The 19988-nt window shown below is 44.5% G+C and carries 21 protein-coding genes; 6 read left to right on the top strand and 15 right to left on the bottom strand.

Translation table 11 applies throughout. The features are described 5' to 3' along the window. Window positions 1–38: 38 nt before the first annotated feature. Window positions 39–617, bottom strand: coding sequence for a hypothetical protein (locus tag PHF18_RS02040; RefSeq protein WP_300097643.1), 579 nt, complete (start codon window positions 615–617; stop codon window positions 39–41). 381 nt (window positions 618–998) lie between these two features. Between PHF18_RS02040 and PHF18_RS02035 the strand changes: the two genes are divergently transcribed. From PHF18_RS02035 to PHF18_RS02020, 4 genes are all read left to right on the top strand, one after another. After that, window positions 999–2054: a phosphatase PAP2 family protein gene (locus PHF18_RS02035; RefSeq protein ID WP_300097642.1), complete on the top strand. Its 1056-nt coding sequence runs from the start codon at window positions 999–1001 to the stop codon at window positions 2052–2054. A gap of 1522 nt (window positions 2055–3576) precedes the next feature. Continuing rightward, window positions 3577–4473 carry a pyridoxal 5'-phosphate synthase lyase subunit PdxS gene (gene pdxS / locus PHF18_RS02030; RefSeq protein WP_300097640.1) on the top strand — a complete coding sequence of 299 codons (897 nt, stop codon included), beginning with the start codon at window positions 3577–3579 and terminating at the stop codon, window positions 4471–4473. A gap of 253 nt (window positions 4474–4726) precedes the next feature. After that, window positions 4727–5326 carry a pyridoxal 5'-phosphate synthase glutaminase subunit PdxT gene (pdxT, locus tag PHF18_RS02025; protein WP_300097639.1) on the top strand — a complete coding sequence of 200 codons (600 nt, stop codon included), beginning with the start codon at window positions 4727–4729 and terminating at the stop codon, window positions 5324–5326. Window positions 5327–5514: 188 nt separating this feature from the next. After that, window positions 5515–5922 carry a pyridoxamine 5'-phosphate oxidase family protein gene (locus PHF18_RS02020; protein WP_300097637.1) on the top strand — a complete coding sequence of 136 codons (408 nt, stop codon included), beginning with the start codon at window positions 5515–5517 and terminating at the stop codon, window positions 5920–5922. Window positions 5923–6190: 268 nt separating this feature from the next. Here PHF18_RS02020 and PHF18_RS02015 read toward each other — a convergent pair whose 3' ends face one another. The 6 genes from PHF18_RS02015 to rpl7ae form a co-directional block, all read right to left on the bottom strand. After that, window positions 6191–6598 carry a 30S ribosomal protein S6e gene (locus PHF18_RS02015; RefSeq protein ID WP_300097636.1) on the bottom strand — a complete coding sequence of 136 codons (408 nt, stop codon included), beginning with the start codon at window positions 6596–6598 and terminating at the stop codon, window positions 6191–6193. A 152-nt stretch (window positions 6599–6750) separates the two neighbouring features. Next, a complete protein-coding gene (infB, locus tag PHF18_RS02010) occupies window positions 6751–8526 on the bottom strand; it encodes a translation initiation factor IF-2 (RefSeq protein WP_300097635.1) in 1776 nt (591 codons plus the stop codon). A gap of 159 nt (window positions 8527–8685) precedes the next feature. Further along, on the bottom strand, window positions 8686–9135 hold the full coding sequence (gene ndk, locus PHF18_RS02005) for a nucleoside-diphosphate kinase (protein ID WP_300097633.1): 450 nt from the start codon (window positions 9133–9135) through the stop codon (window positions 8686–8688). 37 nt (window positions 9136–9172) lie between these two features. Next, window positions 9173–9379: a 50S ribosomal protein L24e gene (locus PHF18_RS02000; protein WP_048124903.1), complete on the bottom strand. Its 207-nt coding sequence runs from the start codon at window positions 9377–9379 to the stop codon at window positions 9173–9175. 21 nt (window positions 9380–9400) lie between these two features. Next, the gene (locus tag PHF18_RS01995) at window positions 9401–9622 is read right to left on the bottom strand and encodes a 30S ribosomal protein S28e (protein WP_048134243.1); all 222 of its coding nucleotides are present in this window, start codon (window positions 9620–9622) and stop codon (window positions 9401–9403) included. Between the two features lie 24 nt (window positions 9623–9646). Beyond that, entirely contained in the window at window positions 9647–10009 is a 363-nt protein-coding gene (gene rpl7ae / locus PHF18_RS01990; protein WP_300097620.1) for a 50S ribosomal protein L7Ae, read from the bottom strand. A gap of 308 nt (window positions 10010–10317) precedes the next feature. On the opposite strand from rpl7ae, the gene PHF18_RS01985 reads away from it, so the two are divergent. After that, window positions 10318–10971 carry a TatD family nuclease-associated radical SAM protein gene (locus tag PHF18_RS01985; RefSeq protein ID WP_300097618.1) on the top strand — a complete coding sequence of 218 codons (654 nt, stop codon included), beginning with the start codon at window positions 10318–10320 and terminating at the stop codon, window positions 10969–10971. Window positions 10972–11117: 146 nt separating this feature from the next. On the opposite strand, the gene PHF18_RS01980 is transcribed toward PHF18_RS01985, so the two are convergent. The 5 genes from PHF18_RS01980 to PHF18_RS01960 all read right to left on the bottom strand — a co-directional run bounded on the left by PHF18_RS01980 (window position 11118) and on the right by PHF18_RS01960 (window position 16557). Next, the gene (locus tag PHF18_RS01980; protein WP_300097616.1) at window positions 11118–12581 is read right to left on the bottom strand and encodes a DUF5711 family protein; all 1464 of its coding nucleotides are present in this window, start codon (window positions 12579–12581) and stop codon (window positions 11118–11120) included. A gap of 347 nt (window positions 12582–12928) precedes the next feature. Next, complete coding sequence (gene nudC, locus PHF18_RS01975) at window positions 12929–13795, bottom strand: NAD(+) diphosphatase (protein ID WP_300097614.1); 867 nt, start codon at window positions 13793–13795, stop codon at window positions 12929–12931. A gap of 456 nt (window positions 13796–14251) precedes the next feature. Next, complete coding sequence (locus tag PHF18_RS01970) at window positions 14252–14860, bottom strand: HemK2/MTQ2 family protein methyltransferase (protein ID WP_300097612.1); 609 nt, start codon at window positions 14858–14860, stop codon at window positions 14252–14254. 3 nt (window positions 14861–14863) lie between these two features. After that, window positions 14864–15586 (bottom strand): 16S rRNA (adenine(1518)-N(6)/adenine(1519)-N(6))-dimethyltransferase RsmA, encoded by a 723-nt coding sequence (gene rsmA / locus PHF18_RS01965; protein ID WP_300097665.1) that lies wholly within the window; start codon window positions 15584–15586, stop codon window positions 14864–14866. A gap of 377 nt (window positions 15587–15963) precedes the next feature. Next, window positions 15964–16557 carry a DUF655 domain-containing protein gene (locus PHF18_RS01960; RefSeq protein WP_300097610.1) on the bottom strand — a complete coding sequence of 198 codons (594 nt, stop codon included), beginning with the start codon at window positions 16555–16557 and terminating at the stop codon, window positions 15964–15966. Between PHF18_RS01960 and PHF18_RS01955 the strand changes: the two genes are divergently transcribed. After that, the gene (locus PHF18_RS01955; protein ID WP_300097608.1) at window positions 16556–16840 is read left to right on the top strand and encodes a hypothetical protein; all 285 of its coding nucleotides are present in this window, start codon (window positions 16556–16558) and stop codon (window positions 16838–16840) included. The two genes, PHF18_RS01960 and PHF18_RS01955, sit on opposite strands and share 2 nt — an antisense overlap. Before the next feature lie 215 nt (window positions 16841–17055). Here PHF18_RS01955 and PHF18_RS01950 read toward each other — a convergent pair whose 3' ends face one another. The 3 genes from PHF18_RS01950 to PHF18_RS01940 form a co-directional block, all read right to left on the bottom strand. After that, entirely contained in the window at window positions 17056–17409 is a 354-nt protein-coding gene (locus PHF18_RS01950) for an RNA polymerase Rpb4 family protein (RefSeq protein WP_300097606.1), read from the bottom strand. A gap of 463 nt (window positions 17410–17872) precedes the next feature. Further along, on the bottom strand, window positions 17873–18166 hold the full coding sequence (locus tag PHF18_RS01945; protein ID WP_300097604.1) for a 50S ribosomal protein L21e: 294 nt from the start codon (window positions 18164–18166) through the stop codon (window positions 17873–17875). 295 nt (window positions 18167–18461) lie between these two features. Further along, on the bottom strand, window positions 18462–19757 hold the full coding sequence (locus PHF18_RS01940; protein ID WP_300097602.1) for a tRNA pseudouridine(54/55) synthase Pus10: 1296 nt from the start codon (window positions 19755–19757) through the stop codon (window positions 18462–18464). Between the last annotated feature and the right edge of the window lie 231 nt (window positions 19758–19988).

Below are 19988 nucleotides of genomic sequence, written 5' to 3'. Positions count from 1 at the left end.
AGAAGAGTTATTTAAAATCTAGGGGCATGATACGGTTTTTACATCTCAACGATCTTCTCGATAACGTCCCTTTCCGAGCGGTAAACTCTGAATTTGGCAACCCTGCCTATTTCCAGTATGTTGAAGTCCTCTCTGTTAGCTCTGTATTCCCGGACTTCGTCTTCAACGCAGAGCCGCATTTGGATAACGTACTCGATTTCCGGATACATTGTTTTAAGTTCGGCTTCCACGGACTCGTTGATCTGGAGGTTTTCGGTGCCTTCCGGAAGCAATTGTCCACAGGCTGCATCCTGAACCGAGATCCCTTCAGGGCTGCTCTGGAATATGATAGTCCTTTCTTCCCCTTCAACTCCGACCACTTCTTTCTGGAGAACAAAACCAACACCTACTACAGGGGACAAAAACCCTTTGACCGAGATGAAAATAATGGCGGCAAGGAAAATGATAATTGCTCTTTTCCTTCGGGTGTCGTCTATCTGGTTCAGCTTCAAGCAATTTACCTCGGTTCTTGTGGAATGGACCTTTTCAGGAAGAAGGTTTCTTTTAGATTCAGAGACAGATTCAGAGACAGATTCAGAGACAATGAAATTAAAGCGATCGATAATTTGCTGCCACAATAATAAATACCTTTTTAAGTTTTAAAAGTTTGACAAAACAGAGACATTGCTAAATAGAAAAATCGTTTAATGCAGAGTAAAAACACTGCATAACCAATCAAGCAGGAGCCTCGGGACAGCCTGCAGAAAATACAAAGATAACTTTAGGGGAAGTTTTCAATCTACAGCTTCAAGCTTGAGCTCCGGCTTCCACCGTTTTGAAAAGTAACATTTAAATAACTCAATCTGAAAAATCAACGCAGGCTTTTTACGGCTAAAGGGGTTCTGAGTACAGTGAAGATTTTCCTGGGTACGGTGAAGATTTTTCTGAGTACTGTGAACGATTTCCTGGTGCCGTAAGTGTTCACATTTTATAGTTATGCATATTTGGAGTCAAATCCCTTGTTCCAGACAGAACCTATACTTTACCTTCAATCCCTCGGAACCGAGTGGTTTACTTTCCTCATGGTTTTGATAACTTCCATGGGGTCTTCCGCCTTTTTTGCTTCAGTGATAATTGTGATTACGTTTGGAATTGACTTTCGTAAAGGCTTTCTACTATTCCAGCTGCTGCTCTGGACCGGTGCAGTCACGGAAGTGCTTAAGGGAATTTTTGCCTTTCCCAGGCCCGACTTTGTGGATTCCAGGGTTCTGAACCTTGAATATGGGTTTCCGAATACGTCTCCCTTTTCCGGGATGGGGGCAGACAGGTTTTTCGGGTTTCCAGGTGGAGAGGCGCTTGAGGCATTCAGGCTTCAGGGAATAATTCCCCATTCCATGTTCGGATTCCCATCAGGGCATGTCTCGACAGCAATTGCTTTATGGGGAGGGACTGCCCGGATCTTCGAGAACAGGGCAATAAAATGCCTGGCTCCTGCAGCGATTTTATTGATAGCTTTTTCAAGAATGTACCTGGGAAGGCATTTTTTAGGAGATGTACTGGGAGGAGCAACCCTGGGCTTAATTATCCTGATTGTCTTTACGCGCTTCCTTAAAAGCCCGTTGAAAGATGATCTTTTCAAAAAGGAGAGCTTTGAGCTTGTTTTCAGGCCGAGGAATCTCTTTTTTTACTCCATTATGTTTGTCGTCCCGGTCCTGCTTACAGCCCTGTCCCTTGTAAGTGCCGATGTAGCAGGTTTTTTCCTTGGCACGAACACGGCATATCTCCTCATAATCCGAAAAGGACTCCCTGAAGATACTGGAGGTGCAGGACAGCGAGCTACACGGGTATTTATCGCCCTCATATTTTTTGGAGTGTCCGCCCTTTTTCTTGATGCAGGATTTGCCACAGTGGGCACTGCCAGTTACTTTGGAGTTACCCTCATAGAATTTTTAAAAGCCTTCATCCCTGCGCTTACCATATGGGTTTCTGTAAGTATCTGTACGAAGCTTGATCTGTACGGAATAGACGAAGTAATAGAAAGCCCCGGGGTAGATAAACATCCTGAGGAACACTAAAAACCTGTAAATTGAAAAACTGTAAATTAGGTGGTCCCTGCTGAATCGGTTGATATTTTTTAGATATGTCTTCCTTCTCCAAATAATACTTCCCTTGATCCCGGAAACCTCTTTTTAATCCAACTTTCATAGGGAGCCTCCGCCAGCTTGTCTGGCGGCCCTGCAAAAAAAGCAGAAAGACGTAGGAGAGAAAGAAGATGTTTGAGGAAGTAGTAAAAATCAATAAAAACAGACGTTTAAAGGAGTATTTTCAGGTACAATTTAATCTGTTTGATTGCATTCTCACAGGTTTTTTACTTCAATTTTACTTTCTGGCTTTTATTTATGGTCTTTTTCGACCTCTTTTTTGTTTGAAAGCCGCTCTCCTGCGTCGAGCGTGACAAAAACGACATGATAAAGTGAATGACGTTGTACGGATCAGAAATATATAATTTCGTCCTCTTGAGCGCAGTCTTCAGTATTAACATCCATAAACATCCATAATTAGTCCCCTGAGCAAAGTTCACTGCTAAACTCCATAAGTAGTCCTCTTGAGCGCATCTCAGCTAAAACCCATCAAGTAGTCCTCTTGAGCGCAGCGAAAAGGACCTCGTGCTGTTGCACTTGCAGTGCAACTCTGCCGGGACAAAAAAGACCCAATATAGTGAATATGGTTGCACGGGTCAGAAAGATCTGCAATTGAAAACTTTTGTGTTCACTGGTTAATTGGTTGGTATTATTTCGAGATAGCCTCTTGTTGTATCTCCGGTTACTTCTTTCCACGCGCTGCGCCCTGCTTGAGTCCGCCTGCGAGCAGTAGATAAAGTAGATAAAAACAAAAGAATCAGGCAGGCTGGATATTTTTGAGGGATCGGATTTCTCGACTCCTGATGCAGAGCTCATGGTTCTGAGTTTTTATTTCCTGTGCCTCAGTCCATATGCTGCCGCCAGGCCTGCAACTGCAAACCCGAACTCAAAAGCTGGAGACGATTCTGTCTTACATTCTTCGCTCTGAGCTTTAGGCTTCCAGTTTCTGGAACCGTTTCTATTTTATCTTACTTCCTGTGTCTGATCTCAGGAATCAGATCATACATTACCGGATATAAGATCATACATTACCGGACATTTTATAAAAATTGAAATTATGTGAAGACTGAGATAGTTATATCATACCGAAAAGTTAACTTACAAAAGTGCGTTTTGAAAGTACTGTAAAGAATTTCATTAAGGCTCCAGAGTATATTTGGGATGAATAACCGGAGAAACCGAACAGTTCTTAAAAATATTAACGATCTTTATAAAATATAAAAGATTTTAAATCATTATAATTTAATTTAATCTGTAATCTGGAATTAAGGAATAGCTTAAATAATGCTTTTAACTATTGAGCGTATTCTCAATTCACTAGAGAAACAGCATACTGAAAACCGCAACCTGTTGGTTGTAACTGGTGGAAAGGACTTGATGTCCATTTCACCTGTGGAAAAGATTTCCCACGGCAATATATCTTAGAAATCTGATTGATATAAAGAGGATGACATTCATGGACTTTGAAAAATTGAGACACGGGACCGAACTTATCAAGAGGGGCTTTGCAAGTATGCAGAAGGGGGGTGTGATCATGGATGTGACAACTCCGGAACAGGCCAGGATCGCAGAAGAAGCCGGAGCAGTTGCTGTTATGGCCCTTCAGGCTGTCCCTGCAGATATTAGAAAAGAGGGCGGAGTTGCCCGTATGGCAGATCCCGAAATCGTCCAGCAGATCATTGATACGGTCACTATACCTGTAATGGCAAAAGCAAGGATCGGGCACTTCGTCGAAGCCGAAATCATGGAGGCACTCGGCGTTGACATGGTAGATGAATCCGAAGTCCTTACTCCTGCCGATCCTTTCTATCACATAGACAAGACACAGTTTACAGTGCCCTTTGTCTGTGGCGCCAGGAACCTCGGTGAAGCTCTTCGCAGGATAAATGAAGGGGCGGCCATGATCCGGACGAAAGGAGAAGCCGGAACCGGAGACGTCAGCCAGGCAGTAAAGCACATGAAACAGATACAGGGCGAAATCCGTGCCCTTGCAGGCAAGACAAAAGAAGAACTTATAATGGTTGCCAGGGAAATCGAAGCTCCTATCGAACTTGTAATGGAAACCGCTAAAATGCAGCGCCTGATTGTAGTAAACTTTGCAGCTGGCGGAATTGCAACCCCTGCAGATGCAGCTCTTATGATGCGCCTTGGTGCAGATGGGGTTTTTGTAGGCTCAGGTATTTTCAAAGCCGAAAACCCTGAAAAGATGGCAAAAGCAATCGTTGAAGCCGTCAACAATTACGACAACCCTGCAAAACTTGCCGAGATTTCAAAAGGCATAGGCGCCGGAATGAAAGGCATCAGCACAGACATGATCCCTATCGAGGAAGCCCTTCAGGAACGCGGCTGGTAAAATCCATAATCCCGAGCGGAAATACACGAGTTTCGCTGCCCGAATTGCGACTCGGGAGCCCGCGGTCCTTTTCGCTGCGCTCAAGAGGACTAATTTGTGGGTTCTAGCCGTGAACTCCGCTCAAGCGGACTTATAATTCAATTTTTTAAAAACAGATTTATTCTTGCAGTTTTGTAAGAATTAAATCAATTTATTTTTTTAGGGTTTTTGATTCAAGAAATAAAGGATTAATTTCTGGAAAATGGTGTTTTTCATGAAGATAGGTGTAATCGCTATTCAGGGAGCGGTTTCTGAGCATGTTGATGCTTTGAAGAGAGCCCTTACAGAGAAAGGGGTTGAGGCTGAGGTAGTTGCGATTAAGCACAAAGGGATTGTGCCGGAGTGCAGCGGAATTGTGATTCCTGGCGGGGAGAGTACGACGCTTTGCAGGTTGCTCGCTCGTGAGGGGATTGCAGAGGAGATTAAGGAGGCGGCTGCAAGGGGAATTCCGATTCTCGGGACCTGTGCAGGGCTGATTGTGCTTGCAAAAGAAGGGGATGAGCAGGTGGCAAAGACCAGCCAGGAACTGCTCGGCATCATGGATACGAAAGTTAACAGGAACGCTTTTGGGAGACAGAGAGATTCTTTTGAGGCGGAACTTGAAGTTGATATTCTTGATTCTCCTTTTACCGGGGTGTTTATCCGGGCTCCTGGAATCGTAAGCTGCGGGCCTGGTGTGCGCGTACTTTCCAGGCTTGAAGACATGATTATTGCTGCAGAGCAGGGAAATGTGCTGGCATTGGCGTTCCATCCTGAATTAACTGATGATTTGCGAATCCACCAGTATTTCCTGGATAAGATTTTAAACTGTTGATAGGCACATGGGTCAGGTTCAAGGTTTTGTTTCCGGTAGCTGACCCCTATCTTTTTTCTTTTATCCCTTTTCCTGAAGGTAAAACGCAAAATCGAAATTTTTGAACTTTCTTTGTTTTTGATGCCTTCAAAGTTATATATTGATTGCAGCCATATTAATAAAAAAGATTCAATGAAGGAGTGAAGTTAATGGTCAAATTGAACAACGAAATGACAGAAGATTTTGCAAAAATGAAGATTTTTCCTTTTGCAACTGCCTCCGGAAGTGGAGATCCGAATGTAATACCAATCGGTTTTTGCAAGCTCCAGGAAGATAGAGAGACTATCTGGATTGCAGACAATTATTTCCATAAGACCCACCAGAACCTTGAAGAAAACCCGAGAGGTGCTATCTATGTCTGGGGTCCTGAGGTCAAGGGCTGTTACCAGATAAAAGGGGACTTTGAGATCAAGACCGAAGGGGAAGACTATGAGAAAATGTATAAGATGGTCAAGAGCATGGGAGACAGGTTCCCTGCAAAAGCCCTTGCCGTCATGAAGATCACAGAAGTTTATGAGTGCAAATCCGGAGCAGGAGCCGGAAAGCAGCTTCTCTGACCTTTTTGAGCAATAAAATTATATTTTTCCAACCCAGGGGCTAGCAAAAAAGCCTCATTAACTCTTTTTAAAGTTATTTCCCTGAGAAGCGAAACTATGTTCTTAAAAATTTAACCTGTTGCCTGAGTTAAACTCCATTCCTGATAAATAGCTCTAATATTCCTGAAAAATAGCTATAAGGTCGTAAACAAAAGAAAATCAAAAAACAGCAAAAATCAAAAGGAAAATAAAGAGTATTTTAAATCCCGCCCGAAGGCGGAACTTGAAATCACTCTGCTGGAGCTTCTTCTGCGGTTTCGAGGCCGAGAAGGGCTTTTATGGACTTTTCTCCATATTCAACGATCTTGGCATTGATCTGGACGATGTCGTGGGCAATTTCCTTGCCGCGCATCATCTTTCTCCTGCGCTGTCCCGGATGTTTGGGGACGTAGCCAACACCTGTTGCTGTCAGGATCCTCTGTCTTCTGGGGCCTGGAAGGTCCGGTTTCATAACAAAACCACTGCCATCGCAGCCGCCAGTGATCTTTACCTTGTAGCCGGCGAGCCCGAAAATTGCACCGTCAACAACGTCACCAATCGATTTCCCAATTAATGCGTTTGCTTCAGCGTCTTTAATATCTCTCTGGTAAGCACGCGCTTCTTTTGGGTCAGAAACTACAACTTTGAAATTTGCCATGTGAAATCCTCCAATCAGATTTATCTGTAATAATTCCTTTGCCTTACCTTGCCTTTGTTATCTGAATTTTTACCTGACTTTTTTACCTGACTCTTTAAGTTAAGTGAATCCTTGCTGAATCCGGAATATGCTGCTGCCCTGCATATCAGCCGTTACTTTGCCCAGAAAGGATTATCTTTTCTTTTGAGTTCAAGGAAAATATCAAAAGTTTCCTTTTCATCAGTTGAAAGGGAGTCGTAGATTTCGTGCTCAAGGACTTTGGCATGCCTCTCAGGCACGTTCATATAGAGCACGTCTCCTTCTTTTATCTGCCTGCCTACGGTTGCACCGTCAATAGCCATTGCAACTTCTTTGCCTACCCTTGCAGAAGGAATATTTTCTCCATCGGACTGCAGACCCTTGATCTTGCCCACGACGTTTCCGTTTTCAAGCATGACATCTGCATTTGTCCGCACGACTCCACCAAGAACCCTTACCCCGACGACTGCAGGTTTGCTCTGGCGGAACACGCATCCGGGAAGGATCTTGAACTTGCCGGGACGAATTATCGTTTCGAAAATCTTCTTTTCAGCCAGTTCCTTCTGTTCCTTTACGTATTTCTGGTAATCTTCAACCAGGCGGTAGATCACGTCACTTGTGAGTACCTTTACAGTGCTTTCCTGCAGGAACTCTCTGGCATCAGGGTGAACCTTAACATTGAAACCTATAAGCACAGAATATAGAGGGTCTTCAACTGTTGAAGCCTCAATCGCGTCCCTGTGAGAGATGTCTCCTACTTCAGCTTTCCTTATAGGGACTTCATCTTTCTTGAACTCGTGGACAAGGGCTTCAAGGGAACCGAGGGTATCTGCTTTAATCAGAATTCCAACGGAATCCGTATCAATCCTGACCTCATCGATCTCGGACTTTACCTGGGCTACGATTTCCTCAAGGGTTTCTTCCGTTGCAACCCTTATGGGAGCACCCGCAAGTGCACCTTCCAGGCCGGGAGCAGAAATCTTCACCCCGGCTGCTGCAGTGATTTTATTCACCTGCTGGAACTTGCTCTCGTAACGGATTTCAGAAAGTTCCCTTGGCTTTAAAAGAGCCCTTACCTTTGTCTGGATCGGCTCGCCCAGGCTTCCGATAACAACCGTATCTCCTTTCTTTAATGTGCCGTCGTAGAGAATAACGTCAAGGGTTGCTCCGAGGCCTTTTTCTTCTTTTACCTCAAGGACGGTCCCTACTCCCGGACCTGTGGCGCTGTACTGCAGATTTGCCTCCAGGAACCTCTGAGCAAGACCTAAAAGTACCATGAGAACGTCAGGGATACCTTCGCCTGTAAAAGCACTTACAGGGACTACGCCCAGAGTGTTCTGGAAGTTAGTGACCCGGTCGTACCTTTCTGCGGCAAAGCCCTGATTATAGAGTTCACCTATTACCTCGTAGAGCTTTGTTTCAAGCCGTGCCTGGACATCGCCGGACTGCTTTTTGAAGGTAGCTGCAAAAGGCATATTCTTCTGTGGAACCCAGTTTCCGATCCTGTCGATCTTGTTGGCAACGACAACAAAAGGAGTTTTGAACCTTTTTAAGATCTGCAGGCTTTCAAAGGTCTGGGGTTTAAAGCCTTCGTTTATGTCAACAACAACAATAGCAAGGTCGGCAAGGGCGCCTCCTCTGCTCCTGAGGGTTGTAAAGGCATGGTGTCCCGGAGTATCAATAAAAAGCAGTCCTGGAACCATGAAGCGGTCCTTTAGCCTGGGGTCTCCGAGCTTGTCGACAATCACGTCTATAGGGACTTCGGTTGCTCCGATATGCTGGGTGATAGCCCCGGCTTCTCCACTGACAATTGCAGTACCTCTGATCTTGTCGAGCAGAGTAGTTTTCCCGTGGTCGACGTGCCCCATCACGCAGACTATAGGAGTCCTAAGATTTTTCTTGTCGGTCATAACAAAACCTCTCTCATTCCCGCGTCTTATTTGCTGCAGGTCCAGAAGGGTCCGGGTTTCCCCGGAAGGACCCATTTTGCAGGTACCTGATAAACAAAGGCTTGGAATCGTGCCCCCTAAAAAAATTCATGGACACGAAAAGGCTTTGATGCACCTGCATTACTCGTACAGACAGACCTCATCGACTCTGGAATACTTCCCGATTTCGGAGTCCTTGAAGTGAATTGCGATTTCCCTTGCTGCAGCTTCGGGAGAATCGGAGGCATGAACAATGTTTCTGCCTACATCCAGAGCAAAGTCCCCACGGATAGTTCCCGGAGCTGCTTCAACAGGGTTTGTAGCCCCGTTTACTGCTCTCATAACCTTAACGGCATCCTTTCCGGCAACTACCATCGATACGGAGGGGCCGGAGGTAATGAACTCGATAAGGGATGGGAAAAAGGGCCTTGCTGCGTGTTCACCGTAGTGTTCTTTTGCAGTGGCTTCGGCAATAACGTTCATTCTGAGAGCGACAATCTTTAAGCCTCTCTTTTCAATTCTGGAAATAACATCTCCGACTAGCCCGCGCTGGACTCCGTCAGGTTTCACCATAACGTATGTCTGTTCCATATGCACACCTTAACTATATTTGAACTAATAAAGGCAATTATGCTTTTTTCAACTGGATTGTTTTTTTCAACTGGAGTTTGCCTTTCTCAGTCCATTCGGTGCGGCGCGGAAGCCTGCCAAGGGCGAAGTTGCTCACGCACTTGGAAGAGCACAGGAAATAGGTGGATCCATCTTTTTTGACGTAGAGCTTACCGGTACCAGGCTCCAGCATCTGCCCGCAAAAATAGCATTTTCTCTGTTCCATTTATTTTCACCGCGTATCTTTTTACCTGGTAGTCAATTTCTTTGCTTCTCTTGACGTTTCCAGAAGCATCATAATGTCGCCGATACGGATAGGGCCCACACAGTTCCTTGTGATTACGCGACCCTTGTCTCTGCCTTCCAGTACCCTGCACTGGATCTGGCTGGCTTCACCATGCATACCTGTGTTTCCGATAACGTCAATAACTTCGGCAGCAAAGCCGCCGATTGTGCTTTCTTCAGCCATATTCAGCACCCCATGTTATCAGAATTATTTAAGAGCTTCAAGTTTCTGAGCAATGTCCTGAATCATTTCAGCTGCTTTCCCTGCATCTACAATTGCCACGGTCGCACAGGAGACACCAAGTCCGCTGGCTGCGCCAAGTTCTTTCTGGTTCTTTATGAAGATATAGGGAGCATTCTTCTCCTCGGAAAGAGGGCCGATATGAGCGATAATCTCTGCAGGCTCGATATCTTCGGCAATCAGGACAAGCTTTGCATTGCCTCTTTCGATTGCTTTGGTAGCTTCATTTGTACCTTTTTTAATCTTTCCAGTGTCTCTGGCAAGCTCCAGAGCTTCAAGTGCTTTGTTTGTGAGTTCTTCAGGAACATCGAATTTAGCGAATCGTGCCATTTAAATTTCTCCTTCGAAATTGCGGATCTCGCAATTTTTCATCAATCATAGGTTTTTAACACACATCTGTCAACATTGATGATTCAAATCCCTAAAAAAGAACCTGAAATACTTCAATGCGGAGAGTAAATGAGTTGAAACATAGATACTGCTAGCTAAATGCTGCAGATCGAACCTTACAAGTACATAATCACCTATAAACTTTCTGCTTGATAAGGAGGCAATAAACAGGTACAGGGATAAATCAACAAAAAACGAAATATATAAGGAAAGCCTCAACCCATAAGTCGAAAATTAACAAATGCGTCATGGTTATAAGCAATGTAAGGACTTTGATTCGTATGAACACAATTTACTATGAAGCCCATAATAATCTTTACCTTAACCTTACAAACCGATGCAGTGCGGACTGCGTCTTCTGTATCCGTAACTTTGCAGACGGTGTTTATGGGTACGACCTGAGACTTTCAAAAGAACCCTCAACAGAAGAGCTAATCGAAGCCCTTGAAGGGCTGGACCTTTCAAACTACAGGGAAATTGTGTTTACAGGTCTTGGAGAGCCAACCCTCAGGTTCGATGTCGTGCTGGCAGTCACACGCTGGCTTAAAAACCGGGGTATCAGGGTAAGGCTTGATACCAATGGGCATGCCGCATTGATTAATCCTGAAATGGACGTAGTTTCTGAATTGAAAAAGGCAGGCATGGATTCTGTTTCAGTCAGCCTGAACGCAGAATCCGAAGATAAATATAACAAACTCTGCAGGCCTACCCACAAAAACGCTTACAGATCGATGCTCGATTTTGTAAAGGGAGCAAAAGAAGCCGGAATCTCTACCAGGGTTACAGTGGTTAAGATACCTGAGATAGATGTGGAAAAATGCAGAAAGCTTTCAGAGGAACTTGGTTCGGAATTCCATCTCAGGACACTGTCCGAGGCTGCAAGTAAAGAAATAGGGGACTAAAATTAATAAGTCCGGAAGAAAATCCTGTTCTTTATCATAAGAATTGTATTTGCCCAGTCTATTTTTTCAGTCATCTTTATCTCCGGATAGATTCTGTTTTTGGGGAAACTCCTCTTTCCGGAGTTATCCCCTGGTTACGGATTTACTCAATTATTCCCTGATGTATCGTTTTCTTCAAGGTTTTCAAATTCCTCAAGGATCTCATTCATTTCCTTTTGTTTGAGGATTCTCCTTCTCAAGAAGAAGACTGTACATGCCAGAGCTCCAATTAGAAGAGCCATAGGAAACTTTACCGAATCAAAAATTTCCAAAAGCTTTGAAGATTTTTCTCCGGTTTTTGTATTCCCATCCACGCTGCTTGAGGTAGCTGGGGCGTCTTCCACCCGATTTTCAACTCCCCCCGTAACGGCAGTATCTTCTATGGGCAGGATGACTTTTACTGCAGTAGCGGTATCTGTCTCCCGGGTAGTTTCTTTTGGCAGGAAGCTTTCGTCCCCTAGCAGTATTGCAAAGGCAGTGGAATTTCGTTCAAAAAGATATACTGCTCCTGCATCACTTCCGACAGCAATGGTTGAGCTGTCGCGAGAAACATCCAGGCTATTGATATTTCCCCCGCAGTTGTAGTTCCATAGTTCTTCCCCTGCCATATTAAGGACATAGAGGTTATCGTCCCAGCTTCCGGCTGCAATGAATGACGAGTCTGGGGATATCTCTACAGTATAGACGTCGTCTTTTACCTGGTAATCCCATAGTTTTGCCCCAGTGAGGTTAAACAGGTAAATCTTGTTGTCAAAACTTCCTGCTGCAAGATGCGAGCCATTTGTCGTTAAAGAGACACTGCTGACCCAGTAACCCGGGTTTTTTATCCATGAAAACTCCCCTTTACGGTCAAAAAGATAAACATTATAATTAGATCCCCCGGCAGCCACATAGTGAGCATACGGAGTCATGCTTACGCTATTGATCAAACTTCCGGTTTTTCGTCTCCATATTGTTTTTCCCTCCCCGTCCATGAGGCAGACGTAATTGTTTGCATTTCCGGCAGCTACGTAGCCCCCATCTTTGGAAATGGCAACACTGCGGATAGCGCCCTCGGAATCAAAACTCCATAAAAGTTTTCCTTCCCTGTTTAAGAAATAAATCTTACCGTCTTCGCTGCCTGCCGCAATGTACATACCGTCGGAAGAAACCGCTACACTGTTGATATTGCCTCCGGTTCTTCGGCTCCATAACAGGTCTCCTTCCCGGTTAAAAAGGTAAACTTTTTTATCGTTGCTTCCTGCCGCAACTCTAGACCCATCTGAAGAAATCGATACTGTATAAACAATATCTCCAGTCTTATAATTCCAAAGTTGTGTCCCTTTGGAATTAAAAAAAGAAACGTTTTGATCAAACCCTCCGGCTGCAAGATAGTCCCCGGTTGAAGATATTGATACGGCATTTACTATGCACCCGGTTTCACATCTGCACAACAGGTCAAAAGCCTTGACTTCCGAAAGGTTCACATCTCCGCCATCCTGATCAAGAGGATCTGCAGCTTCTGCTCCTGAAAGAAGACAGAAAAACAGGCCCACTGCCAAAAATACCCTTATTCCCGCTGAATAATTCATATAATTTATAATGAAGTACTTTATTGCACATGAATTTTTTGATACAGTTTCCTTGACAGGGAAATCTCAGGGAATTTATTTAGGCTGCTGCTTTTAGTCCGGATATTATACTATTACTCATCTATCACTCATTTTATTTTTGGAAAAGGCCGGTTGTGCAGGTTCGTCCGGTGTGTAGCTTCCGGGAAAAATAAAGTGAATGAAAAAAGTGAATGAAAAAAGTGAATGAAAAAAGTGAATGAAAAAAGGTTATATCGGCACAAATCTGATTCAAATCAAATACTTCTCAAACCAGACTCACTCCGGATCCGAAACTTTCTTGATCAGACACTTTCCAACTCGGGCTCTTAAACTTCCAGCCCTTTTTCTTTAAGGAAATGGTCAATCAGTTTCCTTGAAATGCTGATCTTTCCGGGCAGGGCAGGTAACTCTTCTACCGAAAACCATTTTGCATCCTCGATTTCAAACCCGTCAGGTCGAATGTCTTCTGAATCATATTCTGCGGTAAAGCCGATCATGAGGGAGTTTGGAAAGGGCCAGGCCTGTGTTCCGAAATATCTGATATTCTTTATTTTGATCCCTACTTCCTCCCAGACCTCTCTGGCAACCGCCGCCTCCGCCGATTCCCCGGGTTCGACAAAACCGGCTACCAGACTGTACATGCCTGGAGGAAAATTTGGGGACCTTGCAAGCAAAATCTCATGTCCTTTTTTTATAAGCACGATGACAGCAGGCGAGATTCTTGGATAAAAAAGTTCCCCGCAGGCAGGGCACTCTTTTCCCCTTTCGCCTGGCTTTTGCAGGGTCTTTGTTCCGCACCTGCTGCAGAACTGGTTTGTCCTGTCCCACTCCATTACCTGCACTGCCTTATTTACAAGCTCAAAGCATCCCTCACTGATTTCCGAATGCGCCTGCCTGAGATCCATAAACTCCATCCCCTCCGGAGCCTTCGTATCTGCAGGAAGCTCCACAGAGTAGCAGTGTGTCCCCTCAAGCATACCAAGGTACTGTTCCCTTACCGCAGGAAGCCCGAAATCCCCAAAGTCCTGAAACTTCGGAATAGCTCCGGGGTTTTTCCTGACTTTGAGAAGAATATCACGGCCCCGGAATATGAACCATAGAGCCTTTTCGGTCCTTCCGGCTGGCGGTTCTATGCCTATGATGAATTTAGGATGCGTGGGATTTTCCCTGTCTATGGGGGTCATAATGCTCATCTATTGGATTTTGTTCTATATATGATTACAGGAGTATCACCCGAGTTTCGCCACCCGAATTGCGCCTCGGGAGTACGCGGTCCTTTTCGCTGCGCTCAAGAGGACTACTTTTTGGTTTTTGAGTACGTGATCCTTTTCGCTGCGCTTAGGAGGACTACTTTTTAGTTTTTAGTAGTGAGCTTTGCTCAGGAGGACTCAATTACAATCTTTGATTCGTAAAACTATATTCACTATGCCTTATCGTTACTATCACGTTAGGCGCAGGAGAGAGGCTTTTCAGATAAAAAAGTGAAAGATGCTGAGGACGCTTGTAAGTAAGAAACCAAAAAACAACAAGTAAAAACTCCCCTTTTTTATTCTTCTTATCTTATACTTTCAATAAGCCGCCAGACAGGTTACGGAGATATTCCATCAATACTATGTGTAAAAAAGTTTAAGATGTTGGGGGGGGAAGTGTTACAGGAGTTTTCCCCTTACCACCATTAACTCCTCAAAAGAAACTTTTTTTCTCCCCACAACATCGACTTCAAATCCCAGTTTCTCCATTTTTGCCGTTACAGCTTCCAGCCCGGTAATCGAAGAGATCAGCACCAGAATTTTTCCTCCGGGTTTCAGGTAGTTCCTGACTTCACTTAAAAACCGGTCAAGGGTTTCCCGGCCGCTGGCTCCGCCGTCAAAAGCATAATTTAACCAGCCTGGGACTTTTTCTTCTTCGGAAGTAGGGAGGTAGGGGGGGTTGAAGAGTATCAGGTCAAAAAAGGCTTTCTGTTTTTCCGGCTTCAGACCCCTGAAAAGGTCTGTGCGGATTACCTCAACCCCGTTTGCTTTTGCACAGCGGGCAGCATGCGGATTGATTTCTGTTGCAAGCACCCGGATGCCCTTAACATTTGCCTTGAGCACTGTAGATACAAAACCCGAGCCTGCCCCTATTTCAAGGATATGCATGCCTGGTTCTGCTTCTTCAAGGGCTGCGTCGGCAAGCAAAAAGGAGTCTTCTGCAGGCTCGTAGACAAGGTCTGAGGCTCCGAGTTTGATCCGGGTGTTTTTGTATTCTATTTCAACCATGTATTATCGGGATTTGAGGTCAAAAATCATGTTTGCAACGAGGGCAAGCTCTTCTGGAGTCAGGTTCTCAGCTCTTTTGTTCATGAGATCTTCAGGGAGCTGGTTTACGACCTCTTTGATTTCCGGGATTTTGAGAATATGATTTGTGTTCAGGATCGAATTTCTCAACTTTTTTCGGCGCTGGCCGAAGACTGCAGTAACAAATTCGAGAAAGAAGGCTTCGTCGCGGACCTCGAATGGGGCTGGGCGGGGAATTAGTTTGACCACAGCAGAATCGACTTCAGGGGCTGGCTGGAAGACGTCTTTTGGGACTTTCATGAGGATGGATGCATCGGCAAAGTAATATGTATCGACCGTAAGGCGGGAGTAGTCCTTGCAGTCAGGGGGAGAGACCATGCGGACTGCAAACTCGTACTGGTACATCAGAATTCCAAGTTTGAATTTATAGCGCAGGAGTTTGAAGGTGATTTCCGAGGAGATGGAATAGGGGAGGTTTGAAACAACTTTGTCAAACTCGGGGAACTCGATTTTAAGGGCGTCGCCTGCAATAATCTCTACATTTTCTACAGTATCGAAGCGGTCGTGCAGGACTGAAACAAGGGCATGGTCAAGTTCGACTGCAATTACCTTTTTTGCTTTCCTTGCAAGCCTTTCGGTAAGGTTTCCGATTCCTGCACCAATCTCAAGAACCGTGTCCTGCGGACTTAGTTCAGCAGCAGCAACTATCCGGTCCAGATAGCCTGTATCAATGAGGAAGTGCTGATCAAAGATGCCTCCCTTTATATTGTACTTTTTAAGAATAGAACGAACCAGGGCTGAAACCTCCTGAATATATTAAGCATTTGGAAGTATTTTGTATTGTTTGTAGTATTTTGTATTGTTTGTAGCATTTTGTATTGTTTGTAGTATTTTGGAAAATACTTCGTAACTCTTTCGTAATTGTTTATTTTGAAGTAAATTAAAGCAGACGAGTTAAAGTTAATAAATCGATTTAGTTAAAGCTAGTAAACCGTTAATAGAACCCTGTAGATTAATTTCAAAAACCGAATGTGTAGAAGCCAGGTGGGCAGAACCCTTATTGAAAAAAAATAGAAGGAAAAGATTCACCTATCATTCGGACCCTGGTGGCGAGGAGGGGCTGTGAACAGCCTGTACTTGATGAAATCATCCTTGAGTTCTTCCGTAATCCTGTGGGAAATCACTTTAGCAGGATCATGAAGGCTCGGGATTCTCTCGCGGATATCCTGAAAGCTCTTAAAGTCCCCTTTCTTGTGTTCATCAATAATAGACCACATGAGTTTTTTCCCTATCCCGGGAAGGAGTTCAAGCATATGCAGGCGGGTTGTGATGGAATGGGCATCGTTGAAGAACTTTACGAACCTTTCTTCTTTGTGCCTGACGCAGGCTTCAAGGATAAAGGGCAATTCCAGGTTTGCTCCGTTAGTAAGGTCTTCATATCCTATCCTTTGCTTTACGTGATCTATTTCATTCCGGTCTCCAGGCCCTATATAGACTCTTGACTGGATTTCAGGAACTACACCGGCTTTAGGAACCAGTTCCATAAGAGTGAACTTTTTATCCCCTACAGCCTGCACAAGAGGTTTTTTCTGGAACGTTGACGTGCCGTCAACAGATTTTCCATAGGGAAGATAATCGAGAACCCATACATATTCCTCTCTGTCCTGTGAACTCTCCATGGCCTTCCCGGATGAGCGCGGAGCTCTTTCTGACTGCCTTTCTGATTGCGGTTTGCCTGCCGGCCTCCTGCCGCCGGAAGAAGGTCTTTCGGCAGATGCTCTGCCAGTGTACGGTCTACCTGATTGCGACTTTTCTACTACCATCAGCACCCATCCTATCGATAAATATGAAACCCCATTAAGATCTGATCTATGTCCAGGGTATGTTCATCCTGAATCTTCCCAGCTTCTTTTAACTCTTTATATCTGGTTCAGGATCTTACCCAGCTACCAGACCTTTTGAACCGTTCCCCTAACACCAGCTTCCAGATACTGGATGTTGACCCGTATCTCAGCATTCTCAGGTTCGGCGATCTAGAGAACCGGAGGATCCTCTGCTGCTAAATTCTTCAGGTCAAGGCACTCCCTATACTTTAAAGTACTTTAACCAGATTTCGGATACTTCCTTCATGAATAACAAGATAAACTGCTATATAGCTTATTCTCTTTACTTTTTAATTATTCCATAGCCGTGAAGACATAGTCCAGAATTTGATCCAGCTCTTCATTGCTCAGGGTGTACTTTTCTTTCGCATAGATTGACCTGAGTTCGTCTCTGGATTGAGGCAGGATGTCCGCTATCCTGATCGCTATAACGGGCTTCATTTTTTCAAGCTCAAGTAACTTATTAACAAGTTCTCTTGCCTTCTCTCCGCTAGTTTTAGAGAACTGTTCCGCATGATGCAGAGCTTTTCTGAAACTGTATGCAACCTCAAGCCCCTGTTCTCTACGCTCGTCAGCGATCCCGGAAAGTATATCCTTGACCTCGGCCAATGTCAATAACTCTTCGTTGATGACTTCCTTAACTATCATTGGAATACACTCTTTTGAATTAAAATTTCAGGTAGTTGTACTTCTTACAGAGCAATCTTTTCTACTGCTTTATTGTGAGCTCTGATTCCTGCTGCTGGCATTTTATGCCTTTCAGTATCCGGCATGCGCCCGATAAGCCGGAACTGTTATTGAATAACGTTATCCTGAACTATCTCAGCTATATGTTATACAAATGATATATAATTATAGATGTTCTTTTGCCAGGATAAGAAATTAATTTTTAAAAAGCAGTTATTCCAGATCCCCTCTAAGCGTGCCCTTTTAGCAGGTTTTGAAGGGGCATTAGCTACGTTATATTCAATCCTTTAGCAGGCCGTTACTCAAGCTGTTATTTGCCAAAATTTCGGGCAGGATTTCAAACCTCCGGTTGGAGGCTTGCATACCTTAAATTCCGGACTAAAGGGGAGATTAGGTTGTAAAAACCTAACTGCCTTGCCCGGAATCAGTACTTCTGAGGTTTCAGGTGCTGGGGAAGAGAAATGACATTCTTTATTGCATTTCCGTTGCGGACTGCCAGCATATATGAGCGGCCGCGCTGCCCGATAACCTTTCCAGTGGATCCCTGGAACTTTGGATTTGGCATACCTTTCTGGACGCTTGGGTCAATGTCAATGTGGACCATCTGTCCTTCTTCGAATTCCTGGATTGCCTTGCTTACAGGGGAAATCCCTCTTTCACGAACCGTCTTCTGTAATTTGTACCTTGTGCAGCGTCTTTCACCGTGAGAATTTGACATCGCATGTTCCTCCGTTAGAATACTCGATTAGATTTTATTTAATAAAGTTTCTGTCTAATAATTGATTTTCCTCTAAATAATATGGATATTATTTAAATGAACCGTTCATAAAATCTCAGCAGAAAACCCGTTATATCTTTAAATTTAACGAGTAGTTGACTAAGCCACTCTTTCCCTTTGGCCCGACTGGCTAATGAAACTGATTCAGATCGAAATCCAGATTGGTTTAGATTAGCTTGATTCAAATTGTTTCGATTAATTCAAATTATTTAAAGCAGATTCAGATGCCTGGGGCTTAAATTTCGACGTTAACTACATCAAGATCTTCCACAAGCGCTTGGAATCCCAACAGCCCTGTCAGGCTCGGGTTTGTCCTGCCCTCATCCCCGGAAACGAGTTCTTTGACGTACAGCCCGCCTTCACAGTTTACGGTTATGCTAGCACGACCGTCATCTGTTAGCTCGTCAAGCGTGATGCTGTGCACGTACCTTTTCCGGACAAGATCTGCCCGTCTGTGAACCACCCGCATTGGAGTTTGCTGGGCAATCTCTGTGCCATTCAAAGACTCAAGGCAGGATTTAAGCTTTTCCTCTGAAACAGGCTCTTTAAATGTAACTTTAAGCTTATAAGTTTTATCCGCCTTTGAGCTCTTCAGGATCTCAATCATACTTTTTTCGACAAAACGAAGATCCCTCACTTCAACTTTTCCTGCAGCATTCTCGTTAATTCTGGCAGTAAGCGCTTCAAGGTCGGTCATGCGCCTTACAGGAGACTTTGCTTCCACCACAAAAGGCCTGCCGCTTCCGAGCATCAGGGCATCTATGTCTTCCCTGCCAGAACCATGAAAAGCCGTATCAACAGCCTCAAATGCTTCGACAACAGGGCCCTTGATAAGCTCGTCTACGGACTCTGGATATTGTTTGCCGGTAAACCCGCACCTTTCGCAGCCTCTGCCCTTACATGCCCTGCAGGGCCAGCGGGTCTGTGGGATTCCACGGACTTTTTTGAGGTAACGCCCGTATATATATACTGAACGGACCTGAAGCTCGAAGCTGGTTGTTGCAAGGTCAAGGGTGATCACAATATCCGGGTTCTCAAAATCCACTTCTTTTTCAACCAGTTCTGCAATCCGCTTGCCTACTTCCCGGTTAAGCTCGGATTTCAACTGCTCTGCATAGGCAGTCCCTGCCTCAGCCCATAGGATCTCTTCGTTTTCACTGAGAAGCCCGCTGACCTTTGTCCCCACGAGGAAAGTAGAGTACTCAAGACCTTCGAGAGCCTTTACAGCTTTGTCTGCCCACTCATCCAGTTTTTTGAACTGGTCAAGGCAGACCCAGCACTGCTCATCTTCTCCCTCAATTTTGAGAGTTTTCCTTGCACGGGCACTGCAGGGAACAAGTTCCTTTAAGAGAGAATCATCATTTTCATTTTTGTAAATGCGGTCCCCTTCAAGAACGAGGGCGAGTTTCATTGCCTCTCCGCGCTCTCTGTTGCTGAGGCCTGTTGATAATTTTGCAAACTGGCGGCCCATGCAGTGGTCACAGATAGGACCTTCGTGCAGAATCTTTTTTGAAATTTCAAGTACATCCATTTTGTTTCACTTTCTCTAAGCTCTTTGTTCGGGAAATAGACATGAGGAGTGGATAATTAAAAGATTATATTGAAAGATATTATTGACAGATGAGATTGAGATATGATATTGAAGGTGATGCGCAATGAAGATGAGGCGCAAATTTAATGCATGTTCCCGAGAAGGTGCATCCGGATAAGTTTCTATTCTGATACAGGGAAATGTGATATAACTTTTTGGATAAAAACCTGA

The organism is Methanosarcina sp. (assembly GCF_028693135.1).
Lineage (GTDB): Archaea > Halobacteriota > Methanosarcinia > Methanosarcinales > Methanosarcinaceae > Methanosarcina.
Note: the sequence above shows the minus strand (reverse complement) of the source record. Positions and strands in the feature narration are given on the sequence as shown.

What these genes read in the sequence shown, in the direction of transcription:
- rpl7ae (WP_300097620.1), bottom strand. Translation starts at nt 10,009, where the DNA reads ATGGCACGATTCGCTAAATTCGATGTTCCTGAAGAACTCACAAACAAA.
- nudC (WP_300097614.1), bottom strand. Translation starts at nt 13,795, where the DNA reads ATGAGCATTATGACCCCCATAGACAGGGAAAATCCCACGCATCCTAAA.
- PHF18_RS02000 (WP_048124903.1), bottom strand. Translation starts at nt 9,379, where the DNA reads ATGGAACAGAGAAAATGCTATTTTTGCGGGCAGATGCTGGAGCCTGGT.
- PHF18_RS02020 (WP_300097637.1), top strand. Translation starts at nt 5,515, where the DNA reads ATGGTCAAATTGAACAACGAAATGACAGAAGATTTTGCAAAAATGAAG.
- ndk (WP_300097633.1), bottom strand. Translation starts at nt 9,135, where the DNA reads ATGGAACAGACATACGTTATGGTGAAACCTGACGGAGTCCAGCGCGGG.
- PHF18_RS01960 (WP_300097610.1), bottom strand. Translation starts at nt 16,557, where the DNA reads ATGGAGAGTTCACAGGACAGAGAGGAATATGTATGGGTTCTCGATTAT.
- pdxT (WP_300097639.1), top strand. Translation starts at nt 4,727, where the DNA reads ATGAAGATAGGTGTAATCGCTATTCAGGGAGCGGTTTCTGAGCATGTT.
- infB (WP_300097635.1), bottom strand. Translation starts at nt 8,526, where the DNA reads ATGACCGACAAGAAAAATCTTAGGACTCCTATAGTCTGCGTGATGGGG.
- PHF18_RS02015 (WP_300097636.1), bottom strand. Translation starts at nt 6,598, where the DNA reads ATGGCAAATTTCAAAGTTGTAGTTTCTGACCCAAAAGAAGCGCGTGCT.
- PHF18_RS01970 (WP_300097612.1), bottom strand. Translation starts at nt 14,860, where the DNA reads ATGGTTGAAATAGAATACAAAAACACCCGGATCAAACTCGGAGCCTCA.
- pdxS (WP_300097640.1), top strand. Translation starts at nt 3,577, where the DNA reads ATGGACTTTGAAAAATTGAGACACGGGACCGAACTTATCAAGAGGGGC.
- PHF18_RS01950 (WP_300097606.1), bottom strand. Translation starts at nt 17,409, where the DNA reads ATGATAGTTAAGGAAGTCATCAACGAAGAGTTATTGACATTGGCCGAG.
- PHF18_RS01985 (WP_300097618.1), top strand. Translation starts at nt 10,318, where the DNA reads ATGGTTATAAGCAATGTAAGGACTTTGATTCGTATGAACACAATTTAC.
- PHF18_RS01955 (WP_300097608.1), top strand. Translation starts at nt 16,556, where the DNA reads ATGGCCTTCCCGGATGAGCGCGGAGCTCTTTCTGACTGCCTTTCTGAT.
- PHF18_RS01945 (WP_300097604.1), bottom strand. Translation starts at nt 18,166, where the DNA reads ATGTCAAATTCTCACGGTGAAAGACGCTGCACAAGGTACAAATTACAG.
- PHF18_RS01940 (WP_300097602.1), bottom strand. Translation starts at nt 19,757, where the DNA reads ATGGATGTACTTGAAATTTCAAAAAAGATTCTGCACGAAGGTCCTATC.
- PHF18_RS01980 (WP_300097616.1), bottom strand. Translation starts at nt 12,581, where the DNA reads ATGAATTATTCAGCGGGAATAAGGGTATTTTTGGCAGTGGGCCTGTTT.
- PHF18_RS01995 (WP_048134243.1), bottom strand. Translation starts at nt 9,622, where the DNA reads ATGGCTGAAGAAAGCACAATCGGCGGCTTTGCTGCCGAAGTTATTGAC.